Origin of the sequence: Methylobacterium fujisawaense (genome assembly GCF_039619325.1) — a bacterium.
In the GTDB taxonomy this organism is placed as follows: Bacteria; Pseudomonadota; Alphaproteobacteria; order Rhizobiales; family Beijerinckiaceae; genus Methylobacterium; species Methylobacterium fujisawaense.
Genome location: NZ_CP155000.1, coordinates 3,628,526 through 3,643,975 on the forward strand (window position 1 = coordinate 3,628,526; position 15,450 = coordinate 3,643,975).

General features: G+C 72.4%; 13 protein-coding genes. 4 read left to right on the forward strand and 9 right to left on the reverse strand.

Annotated features, from left to right (window positions below):
- Window positions 1-99 precede the first annotated feature (99 nt).
- The 4 genes from ABC766_RS17215 to ABC766_RS17230 form a co-directional block, all read right to left on the reverse strand.
- Window positions 100-1,359, reverse strand: a complete 1,260-nt coding sequence (locus tag ABC766_RS17215; RefSeq protein ID WP_043759637.1) for an N-acetylmuramoyl-L-alanine amidase — start codon at window positions 1,357-1,359, stop codon at window positions 100-102.
- Between the two features lie 124 nt (window positions 1,360-1,483).
- Entirely contained in the window at window positions 1,484-2,047 is a 564-nt protein-coding gene (locus ABC766_RS17220) for a hypothetical protein (protein ID WP_345819112.1), read from the reverse strand.
- Between the two features lie 197 nt (window positions 2,048-2,244).
- Window positions 2,245-2,601: a phasin gene (locus tag ABC766_RS17225; protein ID WP_043357179.1), complete on the reverse strand. Its 357-nt coding sequence runs from the start codon at window positions 2,599-2,601 to the stop codon at window positions 2,245-2,247.
- A 337-nt stretch (window positions 2,602-2,938) separates the two neighbouring features.
- Window positions 2,939-4,204: a glycosyltransferase gene (locus tag ABC766_RS17230; protein ID WP_345819113.1), complete on the reverse strand. Its 1,266-nt coding sequence runs from the start codon at window positions 4,202-4,204 to the stop codon at window positions 2,939-2,941.
- A gap of 124 nt (window positions 4,205-4,328) precedes the next feature.
- Between ABC766_RS17230 and ABC766_RS17235 the strand changes: the two genes are divergently transcribed.
- Window positions 4,329-5,594 (forward strand): glycosyltransferase family 4 protein, encoded by a 1,266-nt coding sequence (locus ABC766_RS17235; protein WP_345819114.1) that lies wholly within the window; start codon window positions 4,329-4,331, stop codon window positions 5,592-5,594.
- A gap of 249 nt (window positions 5,595-5,843) precedes the next feature.
- On the forward strand, window positions 5,844-6,023 hold the full coding sequence (locus ABC766_RS17240) for a hypothetical protein (protein ID WP_043384781.1): 180 nt from the start codon (window positions 5,844-5,846) through the stop codon (window positions 6,021-6,023).
- Between the two features lie 29 nt (window positions 6,024-6,052).
- Here ABC766_RS17240 and ABC766_RS17245 read toward each other — a convergent pair whose 3' ends face one another.
- From ABC766_RS17245 to ABC766_RS17265, 5 genes are all read right to left on the reverse strand, one after another.
- Window positions 6,053-8,548 carry a putative bifunctional diguanylate cyclase/phosphodiesterase gene (locus ABC766_RS17245; RefSeq protein WP_345819115.1) on the reverse strand — a complete coding sequence of 832 codons (2,496 nt, stop codon included), beginning with the start codon at window positions 8,546-8,548 and terminating at the stop codon, window positions 6,053-6,055.
- Between the two features lie 94 nt (window positions 8,549-8,642).
- A complete protein-coding gene (locus ABC766_RS17250) occupies window positions 8,643-10,325 on the reverse strand; it encodes an acyl-CoA dehydrogenase family protein (protein ID WP_075381037.1) in 1,683 nt (560 codons plus the stop codon).
- Between the two features lie 233 nt (window positions 10,326-10,558).
- The gene (locus ABC766_RS17255; RefSeq protein WP_043357188.1) at window positions 10,559-10,765 is read right to left on the reverse strand and encodes a hypothetical protein; all 207 of its coding nucleotides are present in this window, start codon (window positions 10,763-10,765) and stop codon (window positions 10,559-10,561) included.
- Between the two features lie 128 nt (window positions 10,766-10,893).
- Entirely contained in the window at window positions 10,894-12,459 is a 1,566-nt protein-coding gene (locus tag ABC766_RS17260) for an FAD-dependent oxidoreductase (RefSeq protein WP_345819116.1), read from the reverse strand.
- Between the two features lie 85 nt (window positions 12,460-12,544).
- A complete protein-coding gene (locus tag ABC766_RS17265) occupies window positions 12,545-13,429 on the reverse strand; it encodes a DMT family transporter (protein WP_425287623.1) in 885 nt (294 codons plus the stop codon).
- Window positions 13,430-13,683: 254 nt separating this feature from the next.
- Here ABC766_RS17265 and ABC766_RS17270 point away from each other — a divergent pair, with 254 nt between their 5' ends.
- On the forward strand, window positions 13,684-14,556 hold the full coding sequence (locus ABC766_RS17270) for a YihY/virulence factor BrkB family protein (RefSeq protein WP_043384854.1): 873 nt from the start codon (window positions 13,684-13,686) through the stop codon (window positions 14,554-14,556).
- Window positions 14,535-15,407 carry an alpha/beta fold hydrolase gene (locus ABC766_RS17275; protein WP_043759626.1) on the forward strand — a complete coding sequence of 291 codons (873 nt, stop codon included), beginning with the start codon at window positions 14,535-14,537 and terminating at the stop codon, window positions 15,405-15,407. Before ABC766_RS17270 ends, ABC766_RS17275 begins: the two co-directional genes overlap by 22 nt.
- The last annotated feature ends 43 nt before the right edge of the window (window positions 15,408-15,450 follow it).

A 15,450-nucleotide genomic window follows, 5' to 3' on the forward strand; every position in this document is an offset into this window, starting at 1 on the left:
ATGCGGTCAGCCCCCGGATGCTCCCGTCAGGCCCCTTCGGAATGCCGGTTTCGACGGCGGTGCGACGGGGCGTTCGGACGTCCCGTATCGACACGCATTCTATGGTGAAACTGGGGCGACAGCGGCTGAGCGGCGCATGACTGTCGGACGCCCCAGGGTGGCGCGGTTGGTGAAGAACAGATCGATCGCCTTGGCCATGGAGCCGGTGACGCCCGCCCGCCACTCCGGCGATTGCAGCATCTCCAGGTCGCGCTTGCTGGAGAGATAGCCCAGCTCCACCAGCACGCTCGGCACGTCGGGGGAGCGCAGCACCACGAAGCGCGCCTCGCGGTGGGGCTTGGCGCTCATCTCGATCACGGGGGCGAGCTGGCCCATCAGCGTGCGGGCGAAGCCCGACGAGAAGCCGCGGGTCTCGCGGAGGGTCAGCTCCTGCAGGATGTCGGCGATGTCCGGCGGCGCCTCGGCGGCGTCGGCGCCCGCGGCGGCGTCGGCCCGGTTCTCGCGCTCCGCGAGCTTGGCGGATTCGGCGTCCGTGGCCTTCTCGGCATTGGTGTAGATCGTGGCGCCCCGCACCTGGGGGGCCGCCGAGATCGAATCCGCGTGGATCGACACGAACAGGTCGGCCTTGGCCTCGCGGGCGAGGCGCACCCGGTCGGCGAGGGGCACGAACACGTCCCGGTCGCGGGTCATCCGGACCCGGTAGCGCCCGGCCGCCTCCAGCTTCTCCACCAGCGCCTGGGCGAAGCCGAACACGATATCCTTCTCGAACACGCCGCCCACCGCGATGGCGCCGGGATCGGTGCCGCCGTGGCCGGCATCGACCATGATCAGCGGGCGCTGGTCGGTCGGTTCCGGCGGGGCGCTGCGGGCCTGGGCGGGGGCGGGATCCGCGGCGGCCGCCGCCTTGCGGAAGGCGTCGCGGTCGGCGCGCTGGAGCGGGATCGTGAGCAGCACCGCGCCGTCGCGGGCCCGCGTCACCGACTCGATCCTGCCGACGGTGGCGGGGGCGGTGAGGTCGATCACGATGCGGGAGCGGCCTGGGGCGAACAGGCCGTAGCGGAAGGATTGGACGAGCCCGTCGCGGCGGCTGCCGGTCCCGGATTCGAGCTGGAAGTTGACCTCGGGCAGGTCGATCACCGCCCGGTCCGGCCGCTCCATCACGAAGCCGCGGGCCTCGACGGCCCGGGACAGGGTCAGGGTCAGGCGCGTGCCGCCGGCCTGGCTCGCGAGGTCGGCCCCGATGGCGACGGCGGGCTTCTCGCCGTTCTGCGCGGCAACCGGCGCTCCCGCCAGGGCCGGCAGAAGCGCCACGGCCAGGCGAAGCCATGCGGTACGGATCAGGCGCGCGCAGTTCGGCATCGGTCCGGTGTCGTTTCCCGTGCCCTCCGTTACGGCATGGGACCGACTTGGTTAACGGACGGTTGCCGCCGCCGGTTCGATCCGGGCGCCCGTGTTGCCGGGATGCGACAAGTCCCGCGCCGCTTCAGCGGTACGCGACCACGCGGCTCGTCTGACCGATGACCGTGACCCAGCAGGTCAGGGACGCGTCGGCGGCCCGCTGGACCTCGCCGACCTGCAGGCGAATCACCTCGGCCGGCGACCGGGCGCCCGAGAGCGCCCGCAGATGCGCCAGGGCCGCCTCACCCTCGCCGCGCACGTAGCGGGCGATGGTCGAGCCGATCTCGACGACATCGAAGCGGTCGGGGGTGAAGACGATCCGGTCTGGGACGCCGACGGCGTCCGGCACCGGCGGGACGGCGATATCCGCCGCGGCGCCGGCTTCGGGGACCGCCTGCGCGGCCGTCTCGGTCGGCCCGTCGGCCGGCACCTCAGAGGCGGTCTCGGGCAGGACCGGGGCGGTCGCCGCGGGCGCCGCCTGGGCCGGCTCGGCCTGCGGCTCGTGGGTCTCGACGGAAAAGTCGCTCGCCGGCGCGGGTGCGTCCTCGGCGATCGGCGCAGGGCGGATCTCGGCCGGGGCCAGCGCCTTCCGGAGCGGTTGGGGTGATCCGGCGGGGCGGCCTCCCCTCGGTCGACGCGGCTTTCCCATCGCGCGATCTCCTCCTGTCGGCGTCAGGCCGTCCTGACGGAGCGGCGGCCGGAGGGTCGTGCGCAGCCGGCTCGCCCGCGGTGTCGGCCTCGGACCCGTGACGCCCGGGTGTCAGAGCCTCGGATCCGGTCGGCGCCGCGCGCCCTCCGGATCCCGTATCGCGTCCCCGATCGAGGATCGGGGACGGCGCGCCGGCCTCAGCGGGCGGCGGCGTTCTGGGCGAGGGCGCCGTAATCCTTGGCCTGGGCCTGGAGCGCGGCGAACTGGCTGCGGACGAACTCGGACTGGAGCTCGAACGCCTCGCGGAGATCCTTCGTGCGCACCAGCTTCTGGGCGAAGTCGAAGGTCGCGTTGGCGTTGGCCTGCGCGTGATCAAACCCCTTCGCGACCGCGGCGGTCAGGGTCGACTGGAAGGTCTGACCCGAGGTCTGGACCTGCTCGGCGACCTTCACGGCGTTCGTCATCATGGTGCCGACAGCGGTCCGAGCCTGATCGACGCTCTTCTCGGCGAAGTCGCGCATCTCGGTCGGGATCTCGAAGTTCGGGGTCTGCATCGATGTCTCCAGCAACGTTCATGGAGCGGGACGCCGGATGCGTCCGCGTTGACGCGCTTCTATATGTTGCACCGCAACAAGAAGTCAAGTGCATGCTTCGGGGGCCATGCAGGACCCGGAAGCCCGATAAAATGCAGATCCGATGATCTCGCACAGTCATCGCATCGCGGCTGCAGCCCCGATAGCAGATTGCGTGCAAGCTGCGCCATTTATCCGATCGGCCAAGATTGCCGATCCCGGCAAGAGGCCGCTTCGCAAAAAACGATCTGCCTGTCCAGAGGGGCACGAACGGATCGTGAATGCTTGTGGTATACCAGACGGGCCGGGCCGCCTCGGATCATCGCGGCTGGACCAGCGAATCCGGATGCTGCATCGCACCAGCCGCGGCTCCGGACAGACGGGCGTAGAGCCCCCGGAGCGCCGCCGCATGGGCGTCCAGGCCCATCGGCGCGGTGCGGAAGAGCCTGCGGGCCTCCGCCCCGAGCGACGCCGCCAGGGCGTCGTCCCGGAGCGCCGTGAAGGCCTCGGCGAGGGGCCCGACCTCCGGTGCGAGCACGAATCCGGTCCGGCCGTGCCGGACCTTCTCGGCGGCGCCGGAGCGGTCGGAGGCCACGACCGGGATGCCGGCCGCCAGCGCCTCGTAGACGGTGAGCGGGCCGGTCTCGTACCAGCGCGACGGCGCCGCCAGCGCCCGGGCGCGGGTCCGGAGCGTAGCCCAGACCGCCTCGGGCCTCTGCCATCCGATCACCTCCACGCCGTCCCGGGCACGCAGCTCCGCCTCCAGGGGGCCGGCGCCGATGAACAGGGCCGGAAGTCCGGCCCTCCGCGCGGCGTCGGCCACGAGGTCGGCGCCCTTCTCGCGGGTCAGGCGCCCCACATAGGCGATCGCGTCGCCGCGGGCGGGCGCGGCCGCGGGCCCCTCCGGAAGCCGGACGGGGTTGTCGATCCGATGATGCGTGAGGGCGTAGCCGCCGAGCAGAGCGCCCAGCCGCTGCCGGCTGGCGTCGCAGACATGGACGACGTGCAGCGGATGGCGCCGGCTGGCCCGACCGACGACCTGCCGCATCGCCGCGGCACGGGCGACCCGCACGAGCTTGTGCCCCCGGCTGCGGGGATCGCAGGGCGCCGCGAGGCAGGCGGCCGACAGGGGGGCGAGCCCGCAGGGCTCGGCCCGGTCGAAGCGGTAATAGACGCCGTTCGGGCAGGCCAGGGCGTAGTCGTGCAGCGTGACGACCAGCGGCACCCCGGTCTTCGACAGGACCGGAACGATCGCCGGCGACAGGGTCCGGGTCCATTGGTGCAGGTGGATGCAGTCCGGCGGCGCGGCGAGGCCCGCGAGGGCCGCGGCGAGGCGGCGGGCGGCGGCGGCGTGCCAGATCCCGGCGGCGGCCGCCCGCGCGGCACCGAGCGACCAGATGTCGGGCAGGCCGAGGTCGATCCGCTGGATCCCGGCATGGTCGAGGAGCGGATCGACGGCCCCCGAGATCGCCTGGATGTAGGTGACGGCGAGACCGGCCTCGGCGAGCCCGCGGGCCGATTCCAGCGCCACCTTCTCGGCCCCGCCGCTGGCGGCCGCGAACTCGGCCAGGATCACGACATGCACGGTGTCCCTCCCGGGGATCGCGTCGGTCTCGGGAGCCGGGAGGATGAAGGAGAGCGGTTTACGGGGGATCAACCGCGGCCGGATACAGATCTCTGCCCCGGATCAGAGCGGCGGAATTCCTGACGTGCACGTCGTCCTCGTCGCAGACCACGCCGCGATCAACGGCGGCCAGGCCAAGGTCGCGATCGAATCCGCCCTGGGGCTCGCCGCCCGGGGGATCCGCGTCAGCCTGTTCGCCGCGGTCGGCCCGGTGGACCCCCGGCTGGAGCCCGCCGGCATCCGGGTGGTCTGCCTGGAGCAGGACGACGTCACCACGGCGCGCAGCAAACTGGCCTTCGCCGCCCAGGCGATCTGGAACGGCGCGGCGCGCCGCGCCCTCGCGCGGGAACTCGCCGCCTGCGACCCCCGGGACACCCTCGTCCACGTCCACGCCTTCGCCAAGGCGCTGTCGCCGTCGATCGGCCCGGCGATCCGGGCCTCCGGGCTGCCGTGCCTCTACACGATGCACGAGTTCTTCCTCGTCTGCCCCACCGGCGGCTTCTACGCCTATCCGGAGCAGCGGATCTGCCATCGGACCCCGATGTCGGCCGCCTGCATCGCGGCGCATTGCGACGCACGCAGCTACCCGCGCAAGGTGGCCCGGATGGTCCGCCATGCCGGCCTCGCCCACGTGGCCCGGCTGCCGGATCTGTTCGCCCACGTCGTCACGATCAGCGATCTGCAGGAAAGCGTCGTCCGGCCGCTGATGCCCCCCGGCACCGTGTTCCACCGGGTCGACAACCCGATCGCGGTGGTGCAGGCGCCCCTGCGGGAGGGCGCGCCGGGCGACTTCCTGTTCGTCGGGCGGATCTCCACCGAGAAGGGCGCGCCGATCTTCGCGGACGCGGCCAGGCGCGCGGGGGTGCGGGCGGTCTTCGTCGGCGACGGCCCCCAGCGGGCCGATCTCGCGTCGCGCCATCCCGAGGCCGTCATGCTCGGCTGGCGCGACGCCGCCGGCGTACAGGCGCTGATGCGCCAAGCCCGGGCGCTGGTCTTCCCGAGCGTCTGGTACGAGGGCCAGCCGCTCACCGTCTACGAGGCCCTGGCCTGCGGGGCGCCGGTGATCGTCAGCGATGCCTGCGCGGGGCGGGAGGCGGTGATCGATGGCGAGACCGGGTTCTGGTTCCGCTCCGGCGATCCGGAGGCGCTCGCCGCCCATCTGCGCCGCCTGACCGACGACGGCCTCGCCGCCCGGATGGGCCGGGCCGCCCACGACCGCTACTGGACGGCGCCCCTGAGCCTCGACGCCCATCTCGACCGCCTCGAGGGCGTCTACGAGACGGTGATGCGCGGGGCCACCGCCCGCAGGAGGGGCCTGAGCCCGGTCGATCGGCCGCTCGCGACCGCCTGACCCTGCAGCCGGTTCGGCCGTCCGTGCGCGGGACGCGGAGCCACCCCGTCGGCGCCGCGCCGCCCGTCGCGCTGCCCGTCGCGCTGCCGCGGATCCCGACGCCGCGCGGGTGACGCCGGCGAGGCCATGGGCCGGACGCTTCGACCGGAAAGCCCATGCGGCCACCGGAAAGATCGGAAACACCCGCCGTCCCTCGCGTTGATGCCCACCAGCACCCTTGCGTGCCTCCGTCACGGACGAGTGAGCGACATGGCCGAGACCCACAACAAGCCGAACGAAGCCAAGCCGGGCTTCCAGCAGGGCAGCGCCAAGCCGGGCGACGCCAAGAACCCCGACAACAAGCAGGAGAAGCTGAACGAGCGCCTGGACGAGGCCCTGGAGGAGACCTTCCCGTCGAGCGATCCGGTGTCGGTGAAGATCACCAAGTAGGCCCCGGGCCTGCACCGGCCGGGCGGCCGTCAGGCCGCCCGGTCGTCCGGGACCGGCTCCCGCCCGCGGTCGATCAGGCGGCGGGCCTCGGACCCCGGGACCGCACGGCTGAACAGGAAGCCCTGGACCTCGTCGTAGCCCTCCGCACGGAGCATCGCGAGCTGCTCGACGGTCTCCACCCCTTCGGCGGTGGTGGCGATGCCGAGGCTGGCGCCCAGGCTCGCCACCGCCCGCACGATCGCCGTGCAATGGGTGTTCTCGCCGACCTGGCTCACGAAGGAGCGGTCGAGCTTGATCTTGTCGAAGGGGAAGCTGCGCAGGTAGCCGAGGCTCGAATAGCCGGTGCCGAAATCGTCCATTGCGATCCGGATGCCCAGGGCCCGCAGCTCATGCAGGGTCGCGAGATTGGCGGCGCTGTCGGCGAGCAGGACCGATTCGGTGATCTCCAGCTCGAGGCGCCGCGGGTCGAGGCCCGAGGTCGCGAGGGCGCCGCGCACGGTCTCGACCAGGCTGCGGTTGCGGAACTGGATCGGGGAGAGGTTCACGGCGAGGCGGATCGCCTCCGGCCAGGTCGCCGCCTCCGCGAAGGCGGTCTGCATCACCCAGGCGCCGATCGGGACGATCAGGCCGGTCTCCTCGGCCAGCGGCACGAACTCGGCCGGCGAAACCGGGCCGTGGTCCGGATGGGACCAGCGCAGCAGCGCCTCGAAGGCCAGGATCCGGTCGGAACGGGCATCCATCAGCGGCTGGTAGACCAGCGAGAACTGGCCGCGGGCGAAGGCCTCGCGCAGCTCGTTCTCGCGCCGCCGCCGTGCCTGCACCCAGGCATCCATCTCCGGCTCGAAGCACCGGAAGGTGCCGCCGCCCTCGGCCTTCGCCCGGTACAGGGCGAGGTCGGCGTTCTTCATCAGGGTTTCGGGATCGGTGCCGTCCCGCGGCAGGCAGGCGACCCCGATGCTGGTGCCGATATGGCAATCCTGGCCGTCCAGGCGGAAGGGCCGGCCGAGTTCGGCGATCACCCGGGCGATCAGCCCGTCGGCCAGGGCCGGGAGATCCATCCCCCCTACCAGGATGGCGAACTCGTCGCCGCCGAGCCGGGCCACGAGGTCGTCCTTGCGCAGGCAGCCGGCGATCCGCTCGGCCGCCTCGCGCAGGAGCGCGTCGCCGACCGGATGGCCCAGCGTGTCGTTGACGATCTTGAACTTGTCGAGGTCGAGGCAGAGCAGCACCGCCGCCTCCCCGTCCCGGGCGTGGCGGGAGATCGCCTCGGCGAGGCGGTCCCGGAACAGCACGCGGTTCGGCAGCCCGGTGAGCGCGTCGTGGTGCGCCATGTGGGCGATGCGGGCCTCGGCCCTCCGGCGTTCCGTCATGTCGATGGCGGCTTCGAGCACGGCCTGCCGCCCCTCGAACGGCATCGCCCGCTGGAACAGGGAGACCTCGATCGCCGAGCCGTCGGCGCGCCGGTGGAGGGTGCCGGTGGGCGGCAGGCCGAGTCCCGGCGCCGCGTCGGGGGGCATGGCGAGATCGGCCGGCGCCCGGCTCAGGAACTGCTCGCGGCTGTAGCCGTAATGGGCGACGGCCGCGTCGTTGACCGCCAGGAAGCGGTCGCGCGCGTCGGCCACGACCCACATCGGGACCGGGTTGTTCTCGAACAGGAGCCGGAACGAGGCCTCCCGGGCCTTGATGTCGCCGACATCCGTCATGGTGACCGAGAGGAGATCGCCGACGCAGCCCGCCTCGACCTTGAGGTGGAGCGTGCCGCCGTCGGACCGGGGGCGGCTCAGCTCGAAGGCGGAGCGCCCGCCCCGCTCGACCATGGCGGCGAGCGTCGCGATCGTCCGCGCGGTGATCGCCCCCGGGAAGAGCTGGCCGATGCGCTGCCATTGCAGGACCGCGGCGGGACGCTCCAGGAGGCGCTCGGCGCCGCGGTTGAGGGCCACGATCTTGAAATCGACCGGGTGGCCCGCCGCGTCACGGATCGTGCTGAGGGCCAGGATACCCTGGTCGGTGGCGGTGAACATCGCCTGGACGAGTTCGGTCCGGACGCTCGCCCCGTCGAACCCGATCAGCACGAACGGCTCGCCCCAGCGGTTGTCGAGGGGCACACCGACGAGGCGGGTCGAGGTCACGACGCCGGCATCCAGGCGATCGCACCGGCTGTAGGCGGGCTGGCCGGATCCGAGGGCGGCCGCGACCATCTCGCCGACGGGCTCGCGCAGCTCGATCGGGAGCGCGTCGACCGGGACGGTCTCGCTGGGACAAGGTTCCGCCGACGGGCCTTCCGACCCTTGCGCGATCCAGGCGCCGAATTCCTGGCCCGCCCAGAGGATCCGGGCGGCCTGGCCGTTCCGGGTCGTCACCAGGGCGGCCCGGTCGGCGAGGCGGCCGAGGCTCCCGAGCACGACGGCCTCGTAGGACGGGATCGGCGCCCCCGGCGTCCGGCAATCCTGCCAGCGCCGAAGGATGTTGCGGCCCGTCTGTCCGTCGTCGTCGTGCGCGGTCACCGAGCCGCCCCAGTTGTTCACCGGGGGCCAGGAAGCTGGTACTTCGTTTAAGCCGGGTTCATGAGCCGACTTATAATCCCATGATACGTACTATTCCCCAGTTTGATCTCGATTTTCAGGCCGCCTCGAGCAACCGGCGGGCGATCACCTGGGCCTGGATCTCCGCGGCGCCCTCGAAGATCGAGAGGATGCGGGCGTCGCACAGGATCCGGCTCACCGGGTATTCCAGCGCGAAGCCGTTGCCGCCATGGATCTGCAGGGCGTTGTCGGCCGCCGCCCAGGCGACGCGGGCGCCCAGCAGCTTCGCCATGCCGGCCTCCAGGTCGCAGCGCTTGCCGGCATCCTTCTCGCGGGCCGAGAAATAGGTGAGCTGGCGGGCGATGTTGATCTCCACCGCCATCATGGCGAGCTTGTCGGCGACCCGCGGGAAGTTGACCAGCGCCTTGCCGAACTGGACCCGCTCCTCGGCGTAGCGCAGGCCGACGTCGAGGGCCGACTGGGCGACGCCGATGGCCCGGGCCGCGGTCTGGATGCGGGCCGATTCGAAGGTCTGCATCAGCTGGGCGAAGCCCTTGCCCTCGACCTCGCCCAGCAGGTTGCCGGCGGGCACCTCGAATCCCTCGAAGGCGAGCTCGTACTCCTTCATGCCCCGGTAGCCGAGCACTTCGATCTCGCCGCCCGACAGGCCCTGGACCGGGAACGGCTCCGCGTCGGTGCCCCGGGGCTTCTCGGCGATCAGCATGGAGAGGCCCTTGTGGCCCTTCTCCTCGGGCTTGGTGCGGACGAGCACCGTCATGATGTCGGCGCGGACCGGGTGGGTGATCCAGGTCTTGTTGCCGGTGATCTTCCAGGTGTCGCCGTCCTTCACCGCCCGCGTGCGGAGCGAGGCGAGGTCGGAGCCGGTATTCGGCTCGGTGAAGACGGCCGTGGGCAGGATGTCGCCGCTGGCGATCTTGGGCAGGAAGCGCTGCTTCTGCTCCTCGGTGCCGCCGCACAGGATCAGCTCAGCGGCGATCTCCGAGCGGGTGCCGAGCGAGCCGACGCCGATATAGGCGCGCGACAGCTCCTCCGAGACCACGCACATGGCGGTCTTCGGCAGGCCCATGCCGCCGTATTCCTCCGGGATCGTCAGGCCGAAGACGCCGAGCTCGGCCATCTTGGTGACGATCTCCATCGGGATGTAGGCGTTCTTCAGGTGCCACTCGTGCGCCTGATCGACCACCTCGGCCTTGCCGAAGCGGCGCATCTCGGAGCGGATCGCCTCCATGTCCTCGTCGAGGCCCGAGGCGCCGACGGTCGCCGAGCCGCTGCCGTCGCGCATCCGCGCCACCAGGGCGGCGCGGTTCTCGGGGGTGTTCCCCTCGGCGATCAGGGTCTCGACGGCGTCGGTGCGGTACTGCGCCACCTCCTTGGCGGAGAGGCCGAGCGAGCCGGTGAGGCGGACCATCTCGCCCTGGCTCATCGGGATGCCGGAGAACAGCTGGTCGAGATACTCGCCGGCGCCGATCCGGACGAGGAGCGACTCGGTCTCGCCGAACCGGCCCTCGGCCTGGAGGCGCTCGGCGTAGCCGCCGAGCTCGGCGACCGCCTCCGCGTAGGTCGCGAGCCATGCGAGCCCGTGGGCGGCGTGCTGCTCGCCCTCGAGCTTGGCCGCGTCGATCCGCCCGTCCGTTCCGAGGATCCGCGTGCGGACCCGGCGGGTCGCCTCCGCGACGAGGGCCTTGACGCTCTCGCCGGCGGCCCTGGCGAGGGTGGCGATATCCTGCGGCTCGGTCTGGATGGCGGGGGATGCGGACATGGTTTCCTGCTCGCGTGGCGTCTTCTTGGATCGGGTCTTTTAACCTGTCGCGGGCCGGAGCCGAAGCAGATTTCGTTTGGCTCGCCTTGAACTCAAGTTGAATGCCGGAGCTCACGGGCCGATGCGCAGCCCATGAAAGTCAAGGCCGGGCCGGTGCGGCGATACGCGTCGGTCCCGACACTGATGAACCGTCCGCCGCCCTGCCGAAAGCTGTTCGCCAGACCGTGCCCGGCTCAGCGCCTCTGCTCGCAGCGCGTCTTCACGTAGGCCCCGTCCTCGCCCTTGAAGCCTGTACTGGCTGCCAGCACCGGGCCCTGAACGAGGCATTCCTGGAGCGTGTGGGCCGGCCCGGTGACCACGTCGAGGGCGGTCTCGCGGGAGCAGTCCGGGGCCTGGACGGAGGCGGCGCAGATGAGCGCGACGACGATGATCTGGTTCATGGGGCCTCCCGTATGGGCCCGACTCTCGAGACGGCGGGCGGCGTCTACCGAAAGATGGGCCGCCGGAACTGGTTCCATCGGCCCGGACGCCCGTCGTCGCGAGCGGAGCATAGCGATGACGGAGCGGGTCAAACCAGCGCGGTGAGATCCGCACCCGACTCGATCGCCTCCGGGCTGGGCACGCGTCCCTCGCCCAGCAGGTGCAGGAACGCCGTGAAGGCCGGGTTGCGGCCGATGCTGCAGGCGGCCACGGCCCGGTCTTGGCGGACATAATAGGCGATGAAGTCCAGCGCCGCCGGATCGCCCTGGAGGATGATCCGATCGAAATCCGGCGCGTAGCCGCCGTAATCCAGGCGCTTGTCGCCCTGGTTGCTCCAGAAGAACGGCGCGCCCGCGAAGGCGCCGCTGGCGCCCAGCATCGCCCGGGCGACGTGGGTGCCGTGCTGCTGCGCCAGACGCCAGTGCTCGATCCGGGCGGTGACGCCGCTGCCGCGCTCCGGGAAGGCCGCGATGTCGCCGGCGATCCAGACGTTGTCGGCAAGCTTCAGATCGGCGCCGACCGGGAGGCCGCCGGTCTCGTTCGGCTCCACCCCGGCGACGATCCCGGTCTCCGGCGCGGCGCCGGCGCCGATCAGCACGAGATCGGCCGGCAACCGCGTGCCGTCCGCGGTCTCGACGGCCTCGACGGAGCCGGTGCCGGCGATCCGCGCGACCTTGCCGGTCACGAAGGTCACGCCGTTGCCGGCATGGTAGCGTTTCAGCGCCGCGCCCACGGCCTCGCCGAAGCGCTTGGCGAAGGGGATCTCCTCCCGCGCCAGCACCGTCACCGACAGGCCGCGCTTGGTCAGGAAGGCCGCGGCCTCCAGGCCGATGAAACCCGCGCCGATCACCACCACGCGCTTGGCCTGCGCCGCCGCGGCGCTGAGCCGCACCGCATCGTCGAGGCTGCGGAGCGTCATCACGCCGTCGAGATCGCGGCCGTCGAAGTCCGGCACCACCGCACGGCTGCCGGTGGCGATCAGCAGCGCGTCGCCGGTGAGCACCCGGCCGTCCGCCAGGGTGACGCTGAGGCGGTCCGGATCGATCCGGACCGCCTCGGCCTCGATCCGCTCGACCTGGTGGGCGGCGGAGAAATCCGGCTCCAGCAGGGTCTTCTCCGCCGGGGTGGGCTTGGCCAGGAACTGTTTGGACAGCTTGGTCCGGTCGTAGGGCGGGCGCCCCTCGCGGCCGACCATCGTGATCGCGCCCGCAAAACCCTCGCGCCGGAGCGTGGTGACGCAGGCGGCGGCCGCCGCCCCGGTGCCGACGATCAGGACCTGTCCGAGGGGCGTCCGGGCGTGCCGGGCCGGAGCGGGCTCGGGGGTCAGCGTCGCCACCGCCTCGCCGCCCTCGATCCGGACGGGATAGCGGGTGAGCGCGTCCAGCGCCGGCGGCTCCTCCAGGCTGCCGTCGGCGAGGGCGAAGGCCGCCTTGTGCCAGGGGCAGTAGAGCCGGCCGCCGCAGATCTCGCCCTTGGCGAGCGGCGCCCCGAGATGCGGGCACTTGGCCTGGAAGGCGCGCACGCCGTCGGCGTCGCGCACGAACAGCACCGCGTCGTCGCCCGCCTTGCCCTCGGCCTTGCCGCCGAGCGGGATCGCGTCGAGGGCGAGGCGGATCTCGCGGGGCTTGCCCGAATCCAGGTGTTCTTGGTCCATCCTCGCCTCGCCCGGTGCCGGCCCGTGCGCACCAAACCGCGAAGCCCCGAAGGGTTTCCGCGCCTTCCGTCGCAGGCCCGGCGCCTCAGCCCCGGCTCGCCACCGCCACGCCGAGGGCGGCGAGCGCCATGCCGGCGCCTTGCAGCGGGGTCAGCACCTCGCCGAACAGCAGGTAGCCGAGCACGGCCGCGACCGGGGGCACCAGGAAGAACAGGGCGGCGACGCCCGCCACCGCCCCCCGCCGGATCAGCACCAGCAGCAGCAGGATCCCCGCGACCGAGTTGACCAGGACCGCCCAGCCGAGGCCGAGCCACAGGGCGGGGGCGGGGTCGAACGCGGTGCTGCCGAAGGCCAGCGCCAGCGGGATGGCGCAGGCCATGCCGCCGACGAACTGGAGGGTCGCGCCGGCCAGCAGATCGACCCGGCCGCCGGTGCGCTTCTGCCAGAGCGTGCCGAGGGTCAGCGCCAGCACCGCCAGGAGGCTGACGGCGAGCGCCAGCGGCGGGATCCCGGACGGGTCCGTGGCCCCGAGCTTCGGGGCGAGCACGAGGCCCGTGCCGACGAAGCCCATCAGGATGCCCAGGGCCCGCCGCCCGCTGACGCGCTCGCCCAGCAGCGGCTGCGCCAGGAGTGCGGTGAGCAGCGGCTGGAGGCTGCCGACGAGGGCGGCGATGCCGGCCGGCAGCCCGTGGCTCACCGCCCAGAAGACCCCCGACAGGTAGACCCCCTGCATCAGGAAGCCCGCGATGACGGGGTCGCGCCAGCCCGCCCGGTCCCCGGGCCAGCGCACCCGGGAGGCCGTGGCGATCAGCGCCAGCACCAGGGCGACGGCCGTGAAGCGGATTGCCGTGAAGGCCAGCGGATCCACGTGCGGCACCACCGCCCGGGCGGAGATGAAACCCGTGGCCCAGATCGGGATGAACAGCGCCGGAAGGGCGCCGGCCGCGAGCGGCGACGGGCGTGAGAGCATAGGCATGTCCGCCGGACGGAGCATGCCGGCGCGCCGGGCGCAACGGTGATCGCGTCCGCCCGCCGGAGCGCGGCCGCCACCGGGGGCCGGCGTGGCGCGGACGCGTCACCGGGCGGCGATCGGGACCGGATCCGGCCGGCGGCGTTGACGCGCGGGTGCCGGCACCGTTCATCGGCGGGCCTCTCCCCGGGGAGGATCACGAGATCGAGGATCGTTGGACACCCGTGAAACCTCTCCGCAGCGGATTGCAGATCATGGGCGTCGCCGCGCAGCGCTTCGTCTCCCATGACGGCTGGGCGATCGCGAGCCACATCGCGCTCTCGAGCCTGACCTCGCTGTTCCCGTTCCTGATCCTGCTGGCGGCGCTGGCCGGCCTGTTCGGCACGCAGTCGCTCGCCGACGAGGCCGGGGTGCTGATCTTCGACGCCTGGCCCCGGGAGATCGCCAAGCCGATCGTCGGCGAGGTCCACCGGGTGCTCACCGAGCAGCGCAGCGGCGTGCTGACGCTCGGCGCGCTGTTCGCCCTGTACTTCTCCTCCTCGGGGGTCGAGAGCCTGCGGGTCGGGCTGAACCGGGCCTACGGGCTGCGCGAGAGCCGGCCCTGGTGGCTGACCCGCCTCGAATCGATCGGCTACGTGATCTGCGGGGCGTTCGCGATGCTGGCCTTCGCGCTGCTCGTGGTGCTGGGGCCGCTGATCTGGCGCAACGTCGTCCTGGTGGCGCCGGGGCTGGAGCCCCTGAGCCTCACCGTGGCGATCGGGCGGATCGCCGTGACGGCCCTGCTGCTGACCGTCGTCCTGGTCATCGCCCACAAGTTCGTGGCGGCCGGACGGCGCTCGATCCTGTCGGTGCTGCCGGGGATCGGGGTGACGCTGGTCCTGTGGTTCTTCGCCGGCCTCGGCTTCGGCTACTACCTCGACCGGTTCTCCAACGCCTACGCGTCGACCTATGGGGGTCTGGCCACCGCGATGGTGTTCCTGGTGTTCCTCTACTGGCTCGCCGCCATGTTCCTGTTCGGCGGCGAGATCAACGGCACGGTGATCGCCGCCCGCCGCAGCCGCCTGCAGGCGAAGATGCTGGCCCGCCGGGCCGAGAGGGAGGGACGATGGACCGGATCGAGCACCTGACGATCCGCGCGAACGGCGCCGATCTGCATGTGGCGCGCTGCGGCACGGGCACGCCGCTGCTGCTGCTCCACGGCTGGCCGGAATTCTGGCTGACCTGGGAACCCGTGATGGCGCGCCTGGCCGCCCGCCACACCCTGATCGCCCCGGATCTGCGCGGCTTCGGCGACAGCGACAAGCCCGCGGGCGCCTTCGGCCCGCCGGAGCAGGCCGCCGACATGGTGGCGCTCCTCGACGCCCTCGGGATCGACCGCGCCGGCATCGTCGGCCACGATGTCGGCGGAGCGGTGATCCAGGCCCTCGCCCGGTCTCACCCGGAGCGGTGCGCCGGCCTGTTCCTGTTCGACTTCGTCTATCCGGGGATCGGCCCCCGGCTCGGGGCGCCGGACCGCCTCACCGAGATCTGGTACCAGTCCTTCAACCAGATGGACCTGGCGGTGACGCTGGTGGGCGCCAGCCGGGAGAGCTGCGCCGCCTATATCGGCCACTTCCTGCGCCACTGGTCGCACCGGACGGACGCGTTCGACCCGGTGCTGGACGCCTTCGTGGACAATTTCCTGAAGCCCGGAAACCTCGCGGGCGGCTTCGCGCATTACCGGGCCGCCCATGCCGGGCGGATCGCGATGCTCAAGGGCGAGGCCCCGGCCCTGCCGCCGATCGGCGTGCCGACCTGCGTGCGCTGGGCCGAGCACGACCCGATCTTTCCCTTCGCCTGGACCGACCGCCTGGGCGAGACCTTCTCGGATCTCGATCTGGCGCTGTTCCCGGGGGTGGGGCACTTCCCCCACCGGGAGGATCCCGACCGGGCCGCCGCGGAGATCGCGGGGTTCTTCGCGCGGATCGGGTGGGCGTGAGGGCGTCCCCTCCCCGCACGGGGAGGCGGACGGCGTGCGCGCA

What these genes read in the sequence shown, in the direction of transcription:
- ABC766_RS17215 (WP_043759637.1), bottom strand. Translation starts at nt 1,359, where the DNA reads ATGCCGAACTGCGCGCGCCTGATCCGTACCGCATGGCTTCGCCTGGCC.
- ABC766_RS17220 (WP_345819112.1), bottom strand. Translation starts at nt 2,047, where the DNA reads ATGGGAAAGCCGCGTCGACCGAGGGGAGGCCGCCCCGCCGGATCACCC.
- ABC766_RS17255 (WP_043357188.1), bottom strand. Translation starts at nt 10,765, where the DNA reads ATGAACCAGATCATCGTCGTCGCGCTCATCTGCGCCGCCTCCGTCCAG.
- ABC766_RS17225 (WP_043357179.1), bottom strand. Translation starts at nt 2,601, where the DNA reads ATGCAGACCCCGAACTTCGAGATCCCGACCGAGATGCGCGACTTCGCC.
- ABC766_RS17270 (WP_043384854.1), top strand. Translation starts at nt 13,684, where the DNA reads ATGGGCGTCGCCGCGCAGCGCTTCGTCTCCCATGACGGCTGGGCGATC.
- ABC766_RS17240 (WP_043384781.1), top strand. Translation starts at nt 5,844, where the DNA reads ATGGCCGAGACCCACAACAAGCCGAACGAAGCCAAGCCGGGCTTCCAG.
- ABC766_RS17275 (WP_043759626.1), top strand. Translation starts at nt 14,535, where the DNA reads ATGGACCGGATCGAGCACCTGACGATCCGCGCGAACGGCGCCGATCTG.
- ABC766_RS17250 (WP_075381037.1), bottom strand. Translation starts at nt 10,325, where the DNA reads ATGTCCGCATCCCCCGCCATCCAGACCGAGCCGCAGGATATCGCCACC.
- ABC766_RS17265 (WP_425287623.1), bottom strand. Translation starts at nt 13,429, where the DNA reads ATGCTCTCACGCCCGTCGCCGCTCGCGGCCGGCGCCCTTCCGGCGCTG.
- ABC766_RS17260 (WP_345819116.1), bottom strand. Translation starts at nt 12,459, where the DNA reads ATGGACCAAGAACACCTGGATTCGGGCAAGCCCCGCGAGATCCGCCTC.